Genomic DNA, 16,482 nt, shown 5'->3' with positions numbered 1-16,482 from the left:
GGGCCACCCATGAGCTGAAAGGTAGGGAGTCGTGATCGACCGCGAGGGCGAACTGCTGCGGGCGGAGCTGATCCGGGTGGCGGACACCGTCCATCCGGCCTTCGACGGGCTGGCGCTGATCCGCGCCCGCATCGCGGAGCCGCTTCGCCCGTGGTGGCGGCGCCTGCTCGCCCTCATTCCCCGCACAAGCAGGACCGCCGCCCCGGAGGCACCCGGGACGGCGGACCGAAAGGCCGTCTCTCAGAAAGGAATCACGGCCATGACCATTATCCGCCGCCCGGCGCGCGACGTGCGCGCCGGCGACATCATCACCGCCGACCCCGACCACAACAACCGGCCTGTCCGGTGGCGGGTCCAGGCGCCGCCGAAGGTGACCGCGGACGGGATCGCGATCGTCGACTTCGCCGACCTGACCGGCGTGAAGCCAGGCGTGGCCTGGTTCGACTCCCACAAGGAGCTGTCCGTCGAGCCCACGGGGGGTGCCCGGTGAACGACGTCCTCACTGACCTCATCACCCGCGCCACCAGCCTGGAGAACGCCGCGGCCAACAACCGGGGCGAGGTCGAGCAGCTCCAGGCCGACGCCCAGAAAGCCGCCCAGGTCGCCGACGAGCAGGAGCGGGACGCGCGCCTCACCCGGTCGCTGATCGCGATCGTCAACGGCGGGACGGCGCTCCTCACCCCGGGGGACATCACCTCCGACGAGGAGGCGCTGACGCTGAAGGTTGGCGCGCTCCGGATCGGGTTGCCCGCGGGCGCGCCAGTCGCGGATCTGCGTCTGCTGCTGGGGACGCTGCGGGAGATCTCCTCGCAGGCTCACCACCTCGGGGTGTTGTGCCTGGATGAGATCCAGCGGCGCGAGGGGCAGGCGACGCTGACCACGGCCACGATCCCGGACGAGGTGACCCAGCAGGCCACCGGCAAGGAGCCCGCGTCACCGCCTTGGGAGAGCTTCCAGGGCGAAACCGCCGTCCCGCCTGCGGAGCTGATCGGCGTGCGGGTGGCCGTCCACCTGAAGGACGGCAAGACCCACACCGGTGTCCTCACCGGCGCGGCCCCGCACGTCGTCTCGGTCCGCGTCGACCACATCCTCAACCACGTCCCGATCCGCGACTTCCGCACGGAGGAGATCGCCCGCGTCGAGCGGCTGCACGACCCGGCCCGGGACACCGGCGTTCACCCGGTCGTGCAGGCGGATCCGGAGGAGCCGCGGTCGGCGTACCCGGCCGAGCCCGCCACTGCGCCGCTGCCGCCCCTCCCGCGTCGCGGGACCGACGGCACGTACAGCCCGCCCGTCCCGGACTCGGAGAAGGCCGCGCTGGCGGAGTGGGCCCGGGAGGGCCTGGAGCAGCTCGACCGGCCCGCCGACGAGCAGGACGGGGGCGACGCCTGATGCCGAAGATCGCCTACACCCCCAAGAACTTCACCCCCGCTCACCAGGACGTCATTCAGCGCGCCGACCGGATCTGCCAGGACTACCAGAGGCAGGGCTTCGACCTCACGTTGCGGCAGCTGTACTACCAGTTCGTTGCGCGCGGCTGGCTGGCGAACAAGCAGACCGAGTACAAGCGCTTGGGCGCGATCGTCAACGATGCGCGCCTGGCGGGCCTGCTCGATTGGAACTACATCGTCGACCGGACGCGGAACCTACGCGGTCTGTCGCACTGGGACAGCCCAGACGAGATCGTGCGGTCGACGGCGTACGGATACCAGACCGAGCGGTGGGCCAATCAGCCCAACCGAGTTGAGGTGTGGATCGAGAAGGACGCCCTGGTCGGCGTGATCGCCGGGGTGTGCCGGAGGCACGACGTCGACTACTTCTCGTGCCGCGGCTACACCTCACAGTCCGAGCTGTGGGGCGCCGCGCGCCGGATGCTCCGCTACGAGGAGGCCGGGCAGCGCCCGATCGTCATCCACCTCGGCGACCATGACCCGTCCGGGATCGACATGACCCGCGACATCGAGGACCGGTTCGCGCTGTTCGATGCCGACGTCAAGGTCATCCGGATCGCGCTGAACATGGACCAGGTCGAGCAGTACGACCCGCCGCCGAACCCGGCCAAGACCACCGACAGTCGCTCGGGTGGCTACATCAGCACCTACGGCACCTCGTCGTGGGAGCTGGACGCCCTCGACCCCACGACCCTCGATGCCCTGATCGACGCGGAGATCAGCCGGTGGCGAGACGACACCCAGTGGCAGGCGGACACGGCCGTCATGGAGCGCGAGCGGGGCCTGTTGGAGGCCGTCTCCCAGCGGTGGGACGAGGTCCGTCACTTCATCGAGACGACCGGGGGCGCTTGATGACCCCCGAGCAGCTCGCCGAGATCCGCCAGCGTGTGGACGGCGCCACCGCAGGCCCGTGGAAGGCAGAGGACCTCTTCGTCGTGGCCGGTGAGCAGCACGTCGCCGACCTGGAATGGCTGGCGGACACCGACGAGGAGTGGGCGGAGTTCGGGCGGAACGCGGTGTTCGTGGCCGCCGCTCGGCAGGACGTGCCCGCGTTGCTGGACGAGGTGGAGCGGCTCCGCGCCGAGCGGGACAACGCGTGGAACGTGGTGCGGGAGGGCGCCGCCAACATGCGCGCTCAGCTGGCCACGGTCCGCGACGAGCGGGACGAGGCCCGGACGCTGGCCGGTGTGCGGGGTGAGGCCGAGCGGGACCGGCTCGCCGAGCAGGCAGCGGGCTGGGAGCAGAAGGCCGCCGCGCTCACCGAGCAGCGGGACGAGGCGACGAAGGCCCGGGACGCCGCCTGCGCCCAGGCGAAACGTGCCGATGAACTGCTGGTCACCGCCTACAACGACCTCTGCGAGGCCGTCGGTAAGCGACGCACCACCCTGCGCGGAGCGATCAAGCATGCCGCAGCCGTCCGCACCGAGCGAGACCGCCTCGTCGAGCAGCTCACCGGCATCGAGGCCCGCGTCTTCCGCGCCTTCGTCGACTCCGACATCGAGGGCGACGACCTCAACGCCATGACCGTCCAGGAGCTGACCGCGTTCGTGATGACCGCGATCCGCAACGGCCAAGGCCCGGACCCGCGCACCGTCGCCCTGGAGCAGCTCGCTGACCGGTACCCCACCGCGTTCGCCTACCTCCTCGCCGACGCGCAGGCCCGCGCCACCCGCAAGGAGCCCACCCCGTGACCGCCGTCTACGCCGCCCCCGCCGCCCTCCTCGCCACCGCCGTCATCGCGATCGCGGTGCGGGAGGGCCAGGCCGTCCTCGCCCACCTCCTCGACGACGCCACCACCCCGGCCGGCTACGACCCCGACGGCGACGCCCCGGCCCCCGGCATCCGCGTCAACCCCGGAAGGGAGCCCTGGTGATGGACGGCCTCTTCGACCTGCCCCACGTCAAGCAGCCACCCGAAGCGACCGAGACCCCGTCGCCCGACCAGAAACGCACCCGCCGCCAGCGGGACATGCTCGCCGCCGGCTACCACCCGCTGACCCTGGTCATGTCCCGGCCGCTCCGCCTCCACGACGACGCGGCACCCGCCGACGACTCGAAGGCCGACGGCGCACGGTGCGGAGGCTGCCGATTCCGGGAGCTGAAGCACTACGGGCCCCGCTCGTGGCCGAAGTGCACGATCGGCGGCCGCGAAAGCCACGGCGGCGGCACGGACGTCCGCAAATGGTGGCCGGCGTGCACGGACTTCCAGCCGAAAGCGGACGGCCAGTGACCGCCACCCAGGACCGGGCGCCCGCCGCCGTCGCGCTGTGCGAGGGCACGGCCGCGGGCGCCCACCAGGACGGCCCCGCTGAGGTGCGTGGGGAAGCGCATCTCAGCGGGGCCCCGCCTCTCACCGACGACCGCGCCGCCTGGATCCGGGCGAACGCGTGGACCGGCGGCATGCGCAAGACCTACCGCGAGGTCCCGCAGTCCTTCCACCGGTGCGCATGCCAGTCCGGCCTGACCCACTGGTGCCAGATCGGCCAGCACGACCGGTGCCACCGCGCCGCCCCACAGCGCACCGAGGCCACCGTCATCTGCACGCCCGGCGGCAGCCACCCCGCGCACTTCCCCGCCGACTACGAGCACAAGACCGACACGTCCGCGACCGGCCCCCGCTTCGAGTCGATCGCGATGGTGTGGCACGCCGACCGCGTCTGCCGCTGGATCTGCCCGTGCGGCTGCCACGACGTCCTCTTCACGATCGGAACCTCCGCATGACCGCCATGGCGACCGTCCTGAACTTGGACCCGTCCCGCCCCACCGTCAAGATCACCGCCATCGGGACCCCCGCCCCGCAGGGCTCCAAACGGCACGTCGGCCGCGGCGTCATGGTCGAGTCCTCCAAGAAGGTCAAGCCGTGGCGCGAAGCCGTGAAGTCCGCCGCCCTCGACTTCATCAGCGACGCCGACCAGTACGGCCGCCAGATCGGCCGCCTCACCGACGGGTTCCCCCTCGACGGGCCCCTCTTCGCGCACATGGCCTTCACCCTCGCCCGCCCCAAGTCCGCCCCGAAGTCCCGGCTCTACCCCGACCGGATGCCGGACCTGTCCAAGCTCGTCCGCGCCACCGAGGACGCCCTCACCGACGCCGGCGTGTGGGCCGACGACGCCCGCGTGGTTTCCACCCTCGCCCGGAAGCTCTACCCGCACCCCTTCTCCAGCGACCCGGACGCGCTCGCGATGCCGGGTGCGGTGATCCGCATCTGGACGATCCAGTGACCACCGAACCTCGGCACCCGAGGAAGCGACGCGTCACCCCCGCGGTGACCGCGAACGCCCTCCGCGCCGGCGTCCTCGGCCGCGCCTCCTACGCCGCGGCCGCCGCCGAACGCCGCGAACGATTCGCCCAGCTCCGCCGCGGCGGCTACACGATCCAGCAAGCCGCATGGGAACTCGGCGTCACTCGCCGCACCGCCGACCGGTACGCCGCGCAGCTCCGCAAGCAGGCCGCGTGATGTGGCCCGTCGTCGTCGAGCACCACCAGGTGTGGACCGCCTACTGCCGCCACCGCGCGTGCGAGAAGCCGCACATCCTCGCCCTCACCCTTTCCCTCCGCGACGCCGAAAAGGCCGCCGCCCTCCACCTGAAAGAGATCAACGGGCCCCTCGCCCCCAACACCCCGAAAGGAACCTGATGCCCGACATCAAGATCGAAGGCAAGATCGGCGGGAACGCTGCCGACGCGATCGAACCCCACGCCAAGGCCCTCTACGACCGGCCCGGCGTCCGCGTCGTCGCCGTTGTCGAACTCGCCCACTCCGAACGCACCCAGCCCGCCCCCGACTCGGAGAAGAACGCGAGCGTCAAGCTCCGCATCTCCGGACTGGAGCTGCCCTCCAAGGAGCAGGCCGAAACGGTCCGCGAGGTCATGCAGGCCCTCCACTTCCAACGCACCGCCGCCGGGACGCTGGAGGAGGACGGCTCCATCACGCTGACGCAGCCGACCCTGGACATGGCCGTCACGATGCTGTCCGGGCAGGAGGTCGCCCGCCTCCGCGCCGGCCTGGGGCACTGGGAGCGGTACGCGAGCAAGGCCGCCCGCGACCCGAACCTGTCCCAGACACAGCTGGCGAAGGAACTGCGGATCGTCGCGCAGGGCCTGTCCTCGGTGCTGTCCCGCGTCCCCGTGGACGGCGACTGACGGTGAAGTGCTCCGCCGTGCCCTGCCCCAACTCCGCCGTCGTCATCCTGACCGGCCGGGGCGGGGCCGGCGGCGTCCACCGCGCAGCCACGACCTGCGACGAGCACCGGCGCGAAACCCGCCGATGGGTCGCAGGCGCCGGGCCAGCCATCACCGAAACCCCGATCGACCCGGGCACAGAGCCCGCAACGCTGTTCTGAAAGGCGGCACAGCCTTGACCTGGTTCAAGGTCGACGACTCGTTCTACGACCACCCCAAGGTCTTCGACCTCCCCGACTCCGCCGTGGCGCTATGGACCCGCGCCGGCTGCTGGTCGGCGCGTAACGGCACCGGCGGCACCGTCCCGGCCCGGCTGCCCGCACGGCTGTGCGAGAACCCCGAGGAGGCCGCCCGCGCCCTCGTCGACGCCGGACTGTGGGAACGCGTCAGGGGCGGCGGCTACCGCTTCCACGACTGGGACACATACCAGCCCACCCGAGACGAGGCCGTCGCCGCGCGGTCCAAGAAGTCGTCCGGCGGGCGCCTCGGGAACCACCGCCGGTGGCACCTCGAACGCGGCGTGATCGACCCCCGATGCCACTACTGCACGACCCCCGCGGCGAATCGGACCGATGCGGGTACCGACGGGGGGTCCGATGCCGAACCGATGCCGAAGCGACCCGCCGAGAACGACAATCCACAGGCGATATCCACAGGCGGGGGCGACACCCAATCGGACGCGGAAGACCAGGTAAACGGGGGTACCGGATCGGATAACCGATCGGAGTCCGATCGCATGAACCGATCGGGTACCGAATCGGGTCCGAATCCACCCGTCCCGACCCGTCCCGACCCGTCCCGAAGGGACGGGGGTTCTGTAGGTGAATCGTCATCAGGTAGCAGACGCGCGAGCGAAACCGACGACGACGAACCGACCACCCACGAACAGACCATCGACCGGCTCATCGTCGACGTCCTCACCGACCTCACCGGCCGCACCGTCGACGACCCCCACGCCGCGAAGGTCCGCCGGCAGCTGCTCGACGGCCGCCAGGTCGCCAACCCCATGGCCTACGTGTCCAAGGCCCTGCGCGAACGCCCGAACGACTTCCTGCCCGCCGACACACCCGCCGACCGGCCGCCGCCCCCGCGCCCCCAGCTCGACCCCGAGCGCGCCCAGGCCGGCGCGGCCGAGGCCCGGCGGCTCCTGGCCGAGCGCAGGAAGGCCGACGCATGACCGACCTCGCCTCGTCCTGGACGGCCGCCGGCCGCATCCTCACCGACATCCGCGCCCAGCCACCCGCACAACGCCGCCGAGAGCGCGCCCGCGTCCTGGCCCGCCGCTACGCCAACGTCACGCCCTGGACGCCACCACCCGCCCCGCGCCGCAAGCCGAAGCCCACGCCCGCCCCGGCCGGGCCCGAACAACTGGAGCTGCTGTGACCGACCCGCGCCCCTGTCCCTCCTGCAAGACACCCCGCAAGAACTCCCGCCACTACCTGTGCGAAGGCTGCTGGTGGACCCTCCCCAAGGCCGCCCGCGGCCCCCTCCTGCGCCGCGACGACCAGGCCGCCGCCCGGCTCCGCCAGCTGTACCGGCAGATCGAGGACGGCGTCCCCCTCCACAAGATCGAGATCACGATCCGATGAGCACCGACACGAAGCCCACCGCGCTCTCCGCCGTCCAGGAACTCCTGGACCTCGCCGCCAAGACCCGGGCCCCGACATCGACACCCGCGACCTCCAAGGCGCCATCTCCGACGCCGTCACCCGCCGCAGCTGGCCGTGGGCCCTCGCCTACACCGCCCGCATGCTGGCCAATGGCGAAGAGGTCCGCGACCTCCGCAACGCCATCGGCCCCGTCGGCGTGAAGGGAATCCGATGACCGACCGCGCCGAGCTCGGCCGCCGGTACACCGCCCTCGAAGCGCAGCTCCACACCGAACGCCGCGGCCGCCTCGCCGCCGAAGCCGCAGTACGCCGAGCCCTCCAGCACCTCGACCAGTTCATTCACTTCGACCTCGTCGGCGACCTCGCCCCCGGACTCCGCGAAGCCCTCACCATCGAACAGCCGAAGGAGACCCGTTGACCCACACCATCGCACGACCGGTCACCAGCCACGCGCGCGCACACGGGCTGCCTGCCATCGACCGTGCGATCGGCGACCTGAGACTTCTGGGCGCGTACTGGCCCGGCCTCGTCGCCACCCGCTTGCCCGACGTCGTGCGGCCCTACCAGCCGCCCACCATCACGCCCGAACAGCGCGCCGAACTCGACTACGAGGCGCGACTGGAGCGCGCCGAGCGGGTAGGTGAGGCGCCCGGCGAGCACATCGACGCCGCCCGCCCCGACGTGCTGGACCTGCTGTTCGAGCTGATCGACACGGCCGAAGACCTCGCCGCCCATGTTTCCCGCGCCGCGTGGCTGCCCGTCCTCCCGCCGCCCGCCGGCGTGCTCGCGGACGCGCGCCCGTTCCTGGAGCGGACCGCTCGCTACCTGCCAGCGGCCGCGGTCGGATGGGCGAACGGGGACGAGTTGGTGTGGTGGGTCGCGCGGACGGCGCGGCAGATGCTGGTGCAGGCTGGGCGGGCGCTCGCGCTGACCCACGACGGGCAGCGCCTAGACGCGGTGTGCCCGTGGTGCCAGGGCCGCACCGAGACGGCGCCGGTCGGTGGCGCGAAGACCTGGCGGGTGCGGGACCTGCTCGCGGCGCAGCGGTGCGAGCACGACCAGATCGAGCGGCTCACGTGCGTGCGGTGCCCGCAGCTCATCGCGATCGTGTGTGAGTCGGGGACATGCGAGCCGCCGTCGAAGGACGTGGGGACGTGGTGGCGGGGGCGGCCAGCCTGGCCGATCGAGGAGTGGGACTGGCTGGCGCGGCGGCTCGTCGCAGCCGAGGCCCATACGACAAGATCGGTGACGTGGACAAGCTCCAGTTCATCGACGCCATGACTGGTCACCTGGTATGGCCGATCGTCGTCGTGGTCCTCGCGATGGTATTCCGCAGTCCCCTTGGGAGGGCGATCGATCGCCTCAAGAAGCTCTCATGGGGCGATCGCGTGGTTGAGTTGAGCGAGTCTGTCGACAGCCTCCAAGAGGCAGCGGCGGCAGGACAATGGGACCTGAGCCAACAGGATGCGGTCGAAAAAACCATCCAGAAGGCGGTGAACCTTGGCTACATCAGCGGACGCGACAAGGTCTTGGGCGTTCCTCGCGTCCGGGTGGAGTGGCCCGATGGGCAGCCCCGCCTGACGGTCGAGGTCTCCGAGGAGATGCCGATGCCGATCAAGGCGAAGAAGACCAAAATCGTTGGTACCGCCCGAGACACTGTGAGGAACGATACGGGTGACCAGGGTGACCTTGCTTGACATCCTGCCTGTGGATAACTCATGATCTGAGTGCTTCAGGCATGCCCTGAAACAGCCCGGCCACCGCGCCGGGCTTTCGTGTGAACCGGCCTGATTCGTGCCGCGTCCAACAGGTCCAACCTCCGATCGAACCGGACGGACCTCCCGTAGTGGCGACCCAAGCACTCTGGATCCCGGCGCTCTCTGGCCTTGCCGGCGCACTCATTGGCGGCGGCGCGACGGTCGTGTCCCAGATGGTCACACACCGTGGGACCGCCCGGCGAGAACGCGAGGCCAGGGAACACGCGTTCATGATCAAGCGGCACGAGATCGAACGCGACACCCTCCTGGCGCTCCAGGAGGCTCTGATCGAGCACTACGGCCTCACCATCCGCTTCAAGCGCCACCGCCTCCGCGCGCACCTTGGGCAGGACGTTGACGAAGCCAAGGCGGCAGAGGCGGCACGCGAATACCATGCGGCAGGCAGAACCTTGGAGAAGCTTGCAGCCAGAGCGTTGGACCGTAACCCTGCTGAGGCTGTTCTGGCTTACATGCGCGCCGCTGCCCGAGCGTTGGCTGCTCCAAGCAACGGTGAGATCGGCATACACGCCGACGCTGCGCACCACAGGGCGCAGGAACTGTTGGGCGAGGCAATTCGCCGACCTCCAGAGTTGACAAGCTAGGGACACCCGGGGGTGAGCCATGGCCGGCGCCCCGCTCACCCCCGAAGAACGCGACCGCATCGCGCAACTGCACGCCGAAGGCAAGACCCGCAACGACATCGCCCGCGAGCTCGGCCGCTCCCAGTCCACGATCACGAAGGTCGCCCGCGAGCTCGGCCTCACCTTCGACCGCACCGCGACGGCCGCGGCGACGAAGGCCAAACAGCTTGATGCCAAGGCGCGCCGCGCTCAGCTGAAACTCGACCTCCTCGACGACGCCGAGCGGCTCCGCCTCCGCCTGTGGGAACCGACGACCGTCGTCCTGTCGACGCCGAAGGGCCCGGCCGAAGTCCGGCTGCCGCTCCCGCCGGCCCGCGACGCCCGCGACATCATGGGCGCCGTCCAGGCCGCCGTACGCTCCCACGTCGACCTTGACCGCCTCGACGTCTCCGACGGCGCCGACAACGCCAAGTCGATGCTCGGACAGCTCGGCGAGGCCCTCCAGATCGCGGCCGACCAGCTCGGCCAGGCCGACCCCGAGGGCTGATGTTCGACCTCGCGCGGGTCACCGCGGTCCTGTCCCCGAAACAGATCACGTCCATCGTCGAGTCGTCCCGCGCCCGCATCTCGATCTGGGCCGGCGCAGTCCGCTCCGGGAAGACCATCGCGTCCCTGCTCGCGTTCCTGATCGCCGTCGCGGCCGCGCCCGACCACGGGCTGATCGTGATCTGCGGGCGGACCCGAGAGACGATCGAGCGGAACATCATCGAGCCCCTCCAGGACGGCTCCCTGTTCGGTCCGCTCGCCACGCAGGTGCACCACACCCGCGGCTCGAACACCGCCGTCATCCTCGGCCGCACCGTGCACCTGATCGGCGCGTACGACGTCCGCTCCGAAGGCCGCCTCCGCGGGCTCACCGCGTGCCTGGCCTATGTCGACGAGGCGACCCTGGTTCCCGAAGCGTTCTGGACGCAGCTGCTCGCACGCCTGTCCGTACCCGGCGCGCGGCTCCTCGCCACCACGAACCCCGACGGGCCTGCGCACTGGCTACGGCAGCAGTTCCTCCTCCGCGCCCCGCAGCTGAACCTCGCGTCCTGGCACTTCACCCTCGACGACAACCCGGCCCTCCCGGCGGACTACGTGCGGTCGCTGAAGGCCGAATTCGTCGGGCTCTGGTTCCGCCGGATGATCCTGGGCGAGTGGTGCCTGGCCGAGGGCGCCGTGTTCGACATGTGGGACACCGAACGCCACATCGTGCGGGAGCTCCCGGCCATCCGCCGGTGGATCGCGGTCGGCATCGACTACGGCACCACGAACCCGTTCGCCGCCCTCGCGCTCGGCCTGGGCGTCGACAACGTCCTGTACCTCGGCCACGAGTGGCGCTGGGACTCCAAGCAGCAGCGCGGGCAGCTGACGGACGCGCAGTACTCCGAGCGGCTCCGGGCCTGGCTCAAGGGCATCGGCGTGCATCCGCAGTGGACGATCGTGGACCCGTCTGCCGCGTCGTTCGTGACGCAGCTCCACCAGGACGGGCTGACGCCGGCCGCCGGCGACAACGCGGTGTTAAACGGCATCCGGACGGTGGCGAGTCTCCTCGGCCGTGGCCGGCTGAAGGTGCACGCCTCCTGCCACGGGTTCATCAACGAGATCCCCGGCTACAGCTGGGACCCCGACAAGGCCGCGAAGGGCGAGGACGCCCCGATCAAAGCCGACGACCACTCCTTGGACGCCGCGCGGTACGCGGTGCACACGACACAGAGCGCTTGGCGTTCCGACCTGAAAGAGGCCGTCTGATACACGTCAGGCACCCGCTGAGTTCGATTTTCCATCCACGTTGCTATCCGCAGCCGAAGACTGCACCTCTGGCGGTCCTACTTGCCCTACAAATCCTTGAATCAAATCACCCACGATTTTCCCTCGCAGTTCGTCACTCACCCCGTTCAGGCTTTCAAGTAGCCGCTCAGCAGCGAGGTAGCGGGAGAATTCCAGGGGCTGATTGAAATAGGCGCGAAGGTGACTCGCAGCGCTCTCTTGTGACCGTACGAAAGTTCTGCTGATGTAACCCGCAAATCCTGCCGCCGCCGCACCAAGGCCGCCGCTGACGATACTCGCCGTGGTCGTCTCAGCGTTGAGCGCCAATGCCGCGAACCCGATCAGCAGGGCGAACCCTATTCCCATTGCGATTTGAGAATTGCGAAAGCTCTGGCGGGCGTGAGTTGTGGCGATCTTATGGTAATAGTCCAGCCGCTTGTGCGTAACGTCCCACAATGCAGGAAGGGCGAGGTTAACCTGGGTGCCCTCGCGGACTTTCTCTAGAGGGACCCTGCCCTCCATGACGATATCGCCAGTATTTACGCTCTCCACTTTGAGGTTTGCGGCCTCAGTTGGTTTTTCGTGTGCGAGCGACAAATGCCAGGCTTGCTCTGCGCGATCCAGCGCCTCACGCGCTTTGGTCTCTTCGCGCTGGGCACGACGTGAAAGTTTAGACGACACCAGGGTAGCGATGAACGTTACGCCAGTTGCAGCCCCTCCCAGAGCTGCACCGAGCACACCAACCCATTGACCTGAAGAGCTTAGATCCATGAGGCGACCTCCTGCACGGCCGAAGGCTTCACTTTCGGCCACAGCCCAGTGGCATTACGTGACCTATCCCCGGAATGAGGAGGCCATATGCCACTCCCCGAAGGCTCCGGCCCATGGCCGCCCCGCAACCTCGACCTCGTCACCGCGCGCCTCGACGTCTGGTCGACGTGGTACTCCGGTGACCCCGACCGCCTCTCCTTCCTGTACGGCGGGTCCCTGGCCGGCGACCCCGGCCACCCCATCGGCTACCCCGAACCCGCCGTCCGCGGCCTCCGCGGCTGGCTCGGCCGCCTCGCCTCCCGCTGGTTCTGGGGCATCCAAACCCCCGACAACGAAAAGCGCACCAAGCTCCACCTCCCACTCGCCGGCGACATCGCCGCCACCTCCGCGGACCTGCTGTTCTCCGAACCGCCCACCCTGAAGGCCGCCGACGAGGACGAGGCGACACAGAAGGCCCTCGACGACCTGATCGAGGACGGCCTGCACTCCGACCTCCTCGAAGCCGGCGAAGTCTGCGCCGGCCTGGGCGGCGTCTACCTGCGGAACTGCTGGGACGACTCCGACGACTCGCCCCGCAAACGGCCGTGGATCTCCGCCGTGCACGCCGACTGCGCCGTCCCCACCTGGCGGTACGGCCGCCTCGTCGCCGTCACGTTCTGGCGGGTCGTGCACCGCGAGGGCAACGACGTGTGGCGCCACCTGGAGCGCCACGAGAAGGGCGTCATCCTCCACGGCCTCTACAAGGGCGGGGAGACCGACCTCGGCCGGAAGGTACCGCTCGCCGCGTCCGAGGCGACCAAGCACCTCCGCGACACGGTGGACACCGGCATCAGGGACGGGCTGACGGCCGGATACGTCCCGAACATGCGCCCGGCGCGGGTGTGGCGGGACGTTCCCGAAGGCGCCCACCTCGGCCGCGCCGACTACGCCGGCCTTGAGAGCGAGATGGACGCCCTCGACGAGGTGTGGTCTTCCCTGATGCGGGACATCCGCCTCGCCAAGGGACGGCTGATCATCCCCGAGTCCATGCTGCAGTCGCAGGGCAAGGGGCAGGGCGCCACGTTCGACGCCGAGCAGGAGTTCCTGTACCCGGTCGACGCGCTCATGAGCACGAACCCGCAGGGCGGCCTCCCGGTGGTCCCGCAGCAGTTCGCGATCCGCGTGACCGAGCATCTGCAGTCGGCACAGGCGCTGCAGGACCAGATCGTCCGGTCCGCCGGCTACTCGACGCAGAGCTTCGGGTCGGTCGGCGACGGTGAGGGCCAGGTGCAGAAGACGGCGACGGAGGTCGACTCGCGGACGCGCCGCTCGGAAATCACCCGCGACCGGAAGATCACCTACTGGGTCCCGGAGCTCGCCGAGCGGGTCCGGGTCCACCTGGAGCTGTGCGCGACCAAGTTCAACGACAAGGTCACGCCGGACCGTCCGACCGTCGAGTTCGGCGACCGCGTGTCGGAGACCCCCGCGAGCCTGGCGCAGACGGCGCAGCTGCTCCGCGCGGCCGAGGCCGCCTCCACCGAGACGATCGTCCGGATGGTCAACCCTGACCAGGACGAGCCATGGATCCAGGCCGAGCTGCAGCGCATGAAGGACGAGCAGCCGGCCGAGCTGACGGCACCCGGTCCGGTGGGCATGGACGCCGGACCGGGTGCGCCAGACGAGGCAGCGCCGGACGCTGGCGGGCAGGACAAGATGGACGCCGCGTTCGACGCACTGGAGGGCGCGTAGGCCATGGCCGAGGCCATCCCGCCCTCGGCATCACCGGCGCTTGCTGACGGCCTCGCGCACGTCGAGCTCGTCGTCGAGATGCACGCCCAGTGGGAGAGCACGACCCTCAAGTTCATGGCCGGGCGGATCGCCGTCGGGATCGATCACCCCGACTGGCCACAACAGCAGGCCGCCCGGCTCGCCGGGATCCGCCGGGACCTCGACCGGACCGTTCGCCGTCTCGTCGACCTGGCGGGCCCGGAGATCGAGGGGATGATCGAGGAGGCGTACCGGCGCGGCCACGGCGCCCCGCCCGCTCCCGAGCGCCGTCCGGGCCTGGTCCGCCGCGTCCTGGACGCCATGCGGGGCCTGTGGAATCGGCTCACCGGCAACGCCACCCGCGCCTACCAGCGCGCCGTGACCGCCGGCACGCACGCACCCGCCGGTGAGCGCCGCCAGGCCGTCCAGCGTGAACTGAACCGCACCGCGGACCGTGGCCTCACCGTCGACCGCGACGCCCGCGGCCGCGCCCAGGCGCTCGTCCCCCGCGTGCAAACCGCCCTCCAGACCGCGGCCGGGAACGCGGCAATGGACGGCTACCTCGACCGGCTCACCGCCGAGGGCGAGGACCTCGTCCGCGTCACCCGCTCTCCGCACCCGTGCCCGGTGTGCAGGCCGTGGGAAGACCGCATCCTGTCCGTCATCGTGTCGACCCGGTACCCGTCCATCGGCACGGCGCGCGCCGCGGGCCTGTGGCACCCGCGGTGCCGGCACACGATCGAGCATTACCGGCCCGGCATGCCCCGCCACCCGCACGCGGTCGAGCACAAGCCGGGGACGTACGACCAGGAGCAGCGGCAGCGCGCGATCGAGCGGCACATCCGGACGTGGAAGCGCCGCGAGGCGGCCGCCCTGGACGACGTTGAGCGGGCGCTGGCCCGCCGGAAGGTCCGGCAGTGGGAGGCCGCGCTCCGCGCCCACCTGGCCGCGACGGGGCTGCAGCGGTCCCGGATGCGGGAGCGGATCGAATTCGGGCACTCGCGGCCCCTGAAGCACGCGCTAGGAGGCTGACGTGGCCGGATCGTGGAAGCACGGGTGGATCCCCCTGACGCCGGGTGCGGTCCTGTCGAAGAACCATGGCCGCAAGCCGGGCGGGAAGTCCAAGCTCGGCCAGAAGCTCGCTGGGATGAAGAAGTCCAGCAGCAGTGGCTCCGGGCCCCGGTCCAGGCAGTTCCGGCCTGCTGGAGGGCCCCGGCCGGATAGCGGCGCCTCGAAGTCTGGCGCCGCTGCCTCAACAGGACGAAAGCCGCACAGCAAGGCGGCATTGGCCGGCAAGCCGGGCACGCCACCAGGCTTGCGGCAGCCTGCGCGCAATCACAAGCCAGCACCATCGAGCCTGGCGGAGGAGAACTACCGGCTGGCCAACATGACCGCAAAGGAACGCATCGCCGAGCGGAAGCGGCAAGACCGAGAGGCCACCCAGGAGGCCGAGCACAAACAGCTTGAGAACGCCCGCCGTGCCCAAGCCGCCGAGGACGCCGAACGGCAGAAGAAGCTCGACGCGTTCGAAGCGGCGCAGGGCCGCCGCGATGAGACTCACCGGGCGGCCGAGGCCCGCAGGGCAGCCGAGAAGGTCGAGGCCGAGAAGAAGCGGAAGGCAGAGGAAGCCGAGGAGCAGGAACGCGCGCGTCGGGCGGAAGGTGCGCAGCTCGCGCGGCGCGGCGCGTGGTTGTACCGCCGGGGCGAATACGACGAAGCGATCGAGCACATGAAGCGCGCGGCCGCTACAGATCCGGGACGGCGGGACAAATACGAAGACCTCATCCGGCAGATCAAGGAGCGCAGGCGCAAGGAACCCCAGGGCACCTCGAAGACTCACCGTAAGACCGCGCTGACGGGCGGGCGCTGATGCCGTTCGATGAGGCCGCGCACCCTCGCGGCGAAGCCGGGTCCGCGGAAGGCGGGCAGTTCGTCGCCGCGCAGTCCAGCAGCAAGACCACCACGGTGAGCAAGAGCGGCAAGGGCGGCGGGAAGAGCGGAGGGAAGGGCCTCGCCTACAACGCCAAGACCGGCGTCGGCGCGGGCTATGGCAGCAAGAACGGCGACCCCCGCGTCCGCAAACTCCAGCAGTTACTGACCAAGCTCGGCATCAAGGACGCCCGGGGCAAGCCACTCGTCATCGACGGGAAGCTCGGCCCCCGCACCACTGAGGCGATCAAGGCCGCACAGCGCAAGCTGGGCCTCAAGCCGGACGGCGTCCTGACGGCCGGGCTGGTGCGCAGGCTCGCCAAGCCCCGCATGGCCAAGGCGCACCTGACCCGCGAGAAGACGCGCACGTTCAAGCGCGCCGGGGACGGCCGCGCCCGCGCCAAGAAGAAGGAGGCCGAGCAGTCGCGTTTCGCGCCGGGCGTCCCGGTCGGGAGTGGCAGGTGACCGCAAGGCCCGGATCCGGCGCCCGTTTCAAGGCGCTGACCAACAAGCTCGCGGCCAAGGGCGCGAAGGACCCCAAGGGCCTCGCCGCGTCCATCGGCCGCAAGAAGTTCGGCAAGGCCGCCTTCCAGCAGATGGCGGCCGCCGGACACCGCAAGAGGAAGTAGTCCGCTACCCACCTGGA

At 70.4% G+C, this 16,482-nt stretch carries 26 protein-coding genes; 25 read left to right on the top strand and 1 reads right to left on the bottom strand.

Annotation, left to right across the window (positions count from 1 at the left end; all coding sequences use genetic code 11):
* The first annotated feature begins 31 nt into the window (after positions 1–31).
* The 20 genes from ACQPXG_RS01305 (at position 32) to ACQPXG_RS01210 (ending at position 11,372) form a co-directional block, all read left to right on the top strand.
* Complete coding sequence (locus tag ACQPXG_RS01305) at positions 32–490, top strand: hypothetical protein (RefSeq protein WP_433465735.1); 459 nt, start codon at positions 32–34, stop codon at positions 488–490.
* On the top strand, positions 487–1,392 hold the full coding sequence (locus tag ACQPXG_RS01300; RefSeq protein WP_433465734.1) for a hypothetical protein: 906 nt from the start codon (positions 487–489) through the stop codon (positions 1,390–1,392). The genes ACQPXG_RS01305 and ACQPXG_RS01300 overlap by 4 nt, the downstream gene beginning before the upstream one ends.
* Positions 1,392–2,303, top strand: coding sequence for a hypothetical protein (locus ACQPXG_RS01295; protein ID WP_433465733.1), 912 nt, complete (start codon positions 1,392–1,394; stop codon positions 2,301–2,303). The genes ACQPXG_RS01300 and ACQPXG_RS01295 overlap by 1 nt, the downstream gene beginning before the upstream one ends.
* On the top strand, positions 2,303–3,142 hold the full coding sequence (locus tag ACQPXG_RS01290) for a hypothetical protein (protein ID WP_433465732.1): 840 nt from the start codon (positions 2,303–2,305) through the stop codon (positions 3,140–3,142). Before ACQPXG_RS01295 ends, ACQPXG_RS01290 begins: the two co-directional genes overlap by 1 nt.
* A complete protein-coding gene (locus ACQPXG_RS01285) occupies positions 3,139–3,324 on the top strand; it encodes a hypothetical protein (RefSeq protein WP_433465731.1) in 186 nt (61 codons plus the stop codon). The genes ACQPXG_RS01290 and ACQPXG_RS01285 overlap by 4 nt, the downstream gene beginning before the upstream one ends.
* Entirely contained in the window at positions 3,324–3,680 is a 357-nt protein-coding gene (locus ACQPXG_RS01280; protein ID WP_433465730.1) for a hypothetical protein, read from the top strand. The genes ACQPXG_RS01285 and ACQPXG_RS01280 overlap by 1 nt, the downstream gene beginning before the upstream one ends.
* Positions 3,677–4,171, top strand: coding sequence for a DUF6248 family natural product biosynthesis protein (locus tag ACQPXG_RS01275; protein WP_433465729.1), 495 nt, complete (start codon positions 3,677–3,679; stop codon positions 4,169–4,171). The genes ACQPXG_RS01280 and ACQPXG_RS01275 overlap by 4 nt, the downstream gene beginning before the upstream one ends.
* On the top strand, positions 4,168–4,671 hold the full coding sequence (locus ACQPXG_RS01270; RefSeq protein WP_433465728.1) for a RusA family crossover junction endodeoxyribonuclease: 504 nt from the start codon (positions 4,168–4,170) through the stop codon (positions 4,669–4,671). Before ACQPXG_RS01275 ends, ACQPXG_RS01270 begins: the two co-directional genes overlap by 4 nt.
* On the top strand, positions 4,668–4,907 hold the full coding sequence (locus tag ACQPXG_RS01265; RefSeq protein ID WP_433465727.1) for a hypothetical protein: 240 nt from the start codon (positions 4,668–4,670) through the stop codon (positions 4,905–4,907). The genes ACQPXG_RS01270 and ACQPXG_RS01265 overlap by 4 nt, the downstream gene beginning before the upstream one ends.
* Positions 4,904–5,086, top strand: coding sequence for a hypothetical protein (locus ACQPXG_RS01260; protein WP_433465726.1), 183 nt, complete (start codon positions 4,904–4,906; stop codon positions 5,084–5,086). Before ACQPXG_RS01265 ends, ACQPXG_RS01260 begins: the two co-directional genes overlap by 4 nt.
* Positions 5,086–5,592 carry a hypothetical protein gene (locus tag ACQPXG_RS01255; protein WP_433465725.1) on the top strand — a complete coding sequence of 169 codons (507 nt, stop codon included), beginning with the start codon at positions 5,086–5,088 and terminating at the stop codon, positions 5,590–5,592. Before ACQPXG_RS01260 ends, ACQPXG_RS01255 begins: the two co-directional genes overlap by 1 nt.
* A gap of 214 nt (positions 5,593–5,806) precedes the next feature.
* The gene (locus tag ACQPXG_RS01250; protein ID WP_433465724.1) at positions 5,807–6,808 is read left to right on the top strand and encodes a hypothetical protein; all 1,002 of its coding nucleotides are present in this window, start codon (positions 5,807–5,809) and stop codon (positions 6,806–6,808) included.
* Positions 6,805–7,014, top strand: coding sequence for a hypothetical protein (locus ACQPXG_RS01245; RefSeq protein WP_433465723.1), 210 nt, complete (start codon positions 6,805–6,807; stop codon positions 7,012–7,014). Before ACQPXG_RS01250 ends, ACQPXG_RS01245 begins: the two co-directional genes overlap by 4 nt.
* Entirely contained in the window at positions 7,011–7,220 is a 210-nt protein-coding gene (locus tag ACQPXG_RS01240) for a hypothetical protein (protein WP_433465722.1), read from the top strand. Before ACQPXG_RS01245 ends, ACQPXG_RS01240 begins: the two co-directional genes overlap by 4 nt.
* A gap of 231 nt (positions 7,221–7,451) precedes the next feature.
* A complete protein-coding gene (locus tag ACQPXG_RS01235; RefSeq protein ID WP_433465721.1) occupies positions 7,452–7,658 on the top strand; it encodes a hypothetical protein in 207 nt (68 codons plus the stop codon).
* Positions 7,655–8,521, top strand: a complete 867-nt coding sequence (locus tag ACQPXG_RS01230; RefSeq protein ID WP_433465720.1) for a hypothetical protein — start codon at positions 7,655–7,657, stop codon at positions 8,519–8,521. The genes ACQPXG_RS01235 and ACQPXG_RS01230 overlap by 4 nt, the downstream gene beginning before the upstream one ends.
* Positions 8,491–8,937, top strand: a complete 447-nt coding sequence (locus ACQPXG_RS01225; protein WP_433465719.1) for a hypothetical protein — start codon at positions 8,491–8,493, stop codon at positions 8,935–8,937. The genes ACQPXG_RS01230 and ACQPXG_RS01225 overlap by 31 nt, the downstream gene beginning before the upstream one ends.
* Positions 8,938–9,227: 290 nt before the next feature.
* Entirely contained in the window at positions 9,228–9,599 is a 372-nt protein-coding gene (locus tag ACQPXG_RS01220) for a hypothetical protein (RefSeq protein WP_433465718.1), read from the top strand.
* A gap of 19 nt (positions 9,600–9,618) precedes the next feature.
* Entirely contained in the window at positions 9,619–10,125 is a 507-nt protein-coding gene (locus ACQPXG_RS01215) for a helix-turn-helix domain-containing protein (protein ID WP_433465717.1), read from the top strand.
* Positions 10,125–11,372 (top strand): PBSX family phage terminase large subunit, encoded by a 1,248-nt coding sequence (locus tag ACQPXG_RS01210; protein ID WP_433465716.1) that lies wholly within the window; start codon positions 10,125–10,127, stop codon positions 11,370–11,372. Before ACQPXG_RS01215 ends, ACQPXG_RS01210 begins: the two co-directional genes overlap by 1 nt.
* A 6-nt stretch (positions 11,373–11,378) precedes the next feature.
* Here the strand turns inward: ACQPXG_RS01210 and ACQPXG_RS01205 are convergent, their stop codons facing one another.
* A complete protein-coding gene (locus ACQPXG_RS01205) occupies positions 11,379–12,161 on the bottom strand; it encodes a TRADD-N-associated membrane domain-containing protein (protein ID WP_433465715.1) in 783 nt (260 codons plus the stop codon).
* An 87-nt stretch (positions 12,162–12,248) separates the two neighbouring features.
* Here ACQPXG_RS01205 and ACQPXG_RS01200 point away from each other — a divergent pair, with 87 nt between their 5' ends.
* The 5 genes from ACQPXG_RS01200 to ACQPXG_RS01180 are packed head-to-tail and all read left to right on the top strand — an operon-like array spanning position 12,249 to position 16,465.
* Positions 12,249–13,889 (top strand): phage portal protein, encoded by a 1,641-nt coding sequence (locus tag ACQPXG_RS01200; RefSeq protein ID WP_433465714.1) that lies wholly within the window; start codon positions 12,249–12,251, stop codon positions 13,887–13,889.
* Positions 13,890–13,892: 3 nt separating this feature from the next.
* Positions 13,893–14,939, top strand: a complete 1,047-nt coding sequence (locus tag ACQPXG_RS01195) for a phage minor capsid protein (protein WP_433465713.1) — start codon at positions 13,893–13,895, stop codon at positions 14,937–14,939.
* Position 14,940: 1 nt separating this feature from the next.
* Entirely contained in the window at positions 14,941–15,777 is an 837-nt protein-coding gene (locus ACQPXG_RS01190) for a hypothetical protein (RefSeq protein WP_433465712.1), read from the top strand.
* On the top strand, positions 15,777–16,301 hold the full coding sequence (locus ACQPXG_RS01185) for a peptidoglycan-binding domain-containing protein (RefSeq protein ID WP_433465711.1): 525 nt from the start codon (positions 15,777–15,779) through the stop codon (positions 16,299–16,301). Before ACQPXG_RS01190 ends, ACQPXG_RS01185 begins: the two co-directional genes overlap by 1 nt.
* Positions 16,298–16,465: a hypothetical protein gene (locus ACQPXG_RS01180; protein WP_433465710.1), complete on the top strand. Its 168-nt coding sequence runs from the start codon at positions 16,298–16,300 to the stop codon at positions 16,463–16,465. The genes ACQPXG_RS01185 and ACQPXG_RS01180 overlap by 4 nt, the downstream gene beginning before the upstream one ends.
* The last annotated feature ends 17 nt before the right edge of the window (positions 16,466–16,482 follow it).

Origin of the sequence: Spirillospora sp. CA-128828 (assembly GCF_050945415.1) — a bacterium.
In the GTDB taxonomy this organism is placed as follows: domain Bacteria; phylum Actinomycetota; class Actinomycetes; order Streptosporangiales; family Streptosporangiaceae; genus Spirillospora.
The sequence above is the reverse complement of the archived record's forward strand: the minus strand, read 5'-3'. Positions and strand labels throughout refer to the sequence as shown.

Excerpts from the sequence above, each read along its gene's own strand:
- ACQPXG_RS01295 (WP_433465733.1), top strand. The coding sequence starts at position 1,392 with ATGCCGAAGATCGCCTACACCCCCAAGAACTTCACCCCCGCTCACCAG.
- ACQPXG_RS01290 (WP_433465732.1), top strand. The coding sequence starts at position 2,303 with ATGACCCCCGAGCAGCTCGCCGAGATCCGCCAGCGTGTGGACGGCGCC.
- ACQPXG_RS01280 (WP_433465730.1), top strand. The coding sequence starts at position 3,324 with ATGGACGGCCTCTTCGACCTGCCCCACGTCAAGCAGCCACCCGAAGCG.
- ACQPXG_RS01270 (WP_433465728.1), top strand. The coding sequence starts at position 4,168 with ATGACCGCCATGGCGACCGTCCTGAACTTGGACCCGTCCCGCCCCACC.
- ACQPXG_RS01255 (WP_433465725.1), top strand. The coding sequence starts at position 5,086 with ATGCCCGACATCAAGATCGAAGGCAAGATCGGCGGGAACGCTGCCGAC.
- ACQPXG_RS01245 (WP_433465723.1), top strand. The coding sequence starts at position 6,805 with ATGACCGACCTCGCCTCGTCCTGGACGGCCGCCGGCCGCATCCTCACC.
- ACQPXG_RS01235 (WP_433465721.1), top strand. The coding sequence starts at position 7,452 with ATGACCGACCGCGCCGAGCTCGGCCGCCGGTACACCGCCCTCGAAGCG.
- ACQPXG_RS01220 (WP_433465718.1), top strand. The coding sequence starts at position 9,228 with ATGATCAAGCGGCACGAGATCGAACGCGACACCCTCCTGGCGCTCCAG.
- ACQPXG_RS01215 (WP_433465717.1), top strand. The coding sequence starts at position 9,619 with ATGGCCGGCGCCCCGCTCACCCCCGAAGAACGCGACCGCATCGCGCAA.
- ACQPXG_RS01210 (WP_433465716.1), top strand. The coding sequence starts at position 10,125 with ATGTTCGACCTCGCGCGGGTCACCGCGGTCCTGTCCCCGAAACAGATC.
- ACQPXG_RS01205 (WP_433465715.1), bottom strand. The coding sequence starts at position 12,161 with ATGGATCTAAGCTCTTCAGGTCAATGGGTTGGTGTGCTCGGTGCAGCT.
- ACQPXG_RS01200 (WP_433465714.1), top strand. The coding sequence starts at position 12,249 with ATGCCACTCCCCGAAGGCTCCGGCCCATGGCCGCCCCGCAACCTCGAC.
- ACQPXG_RS01195 (WP_433465713.1), top strand. The coding sequence starts at position 13,893 with ATGGCCGAGGCCATCCCGCCCTCGGCATCACCGGCGCTTGCTGACGGC.
- ACQPXG_RS01185 (WP_433465711.1), top strand. The coding sequence starts at position 15,777 with ATGCCGTTCGATGAGGCCGCGCACCCTCGCGGCGAAGCCGGGTCCGCG.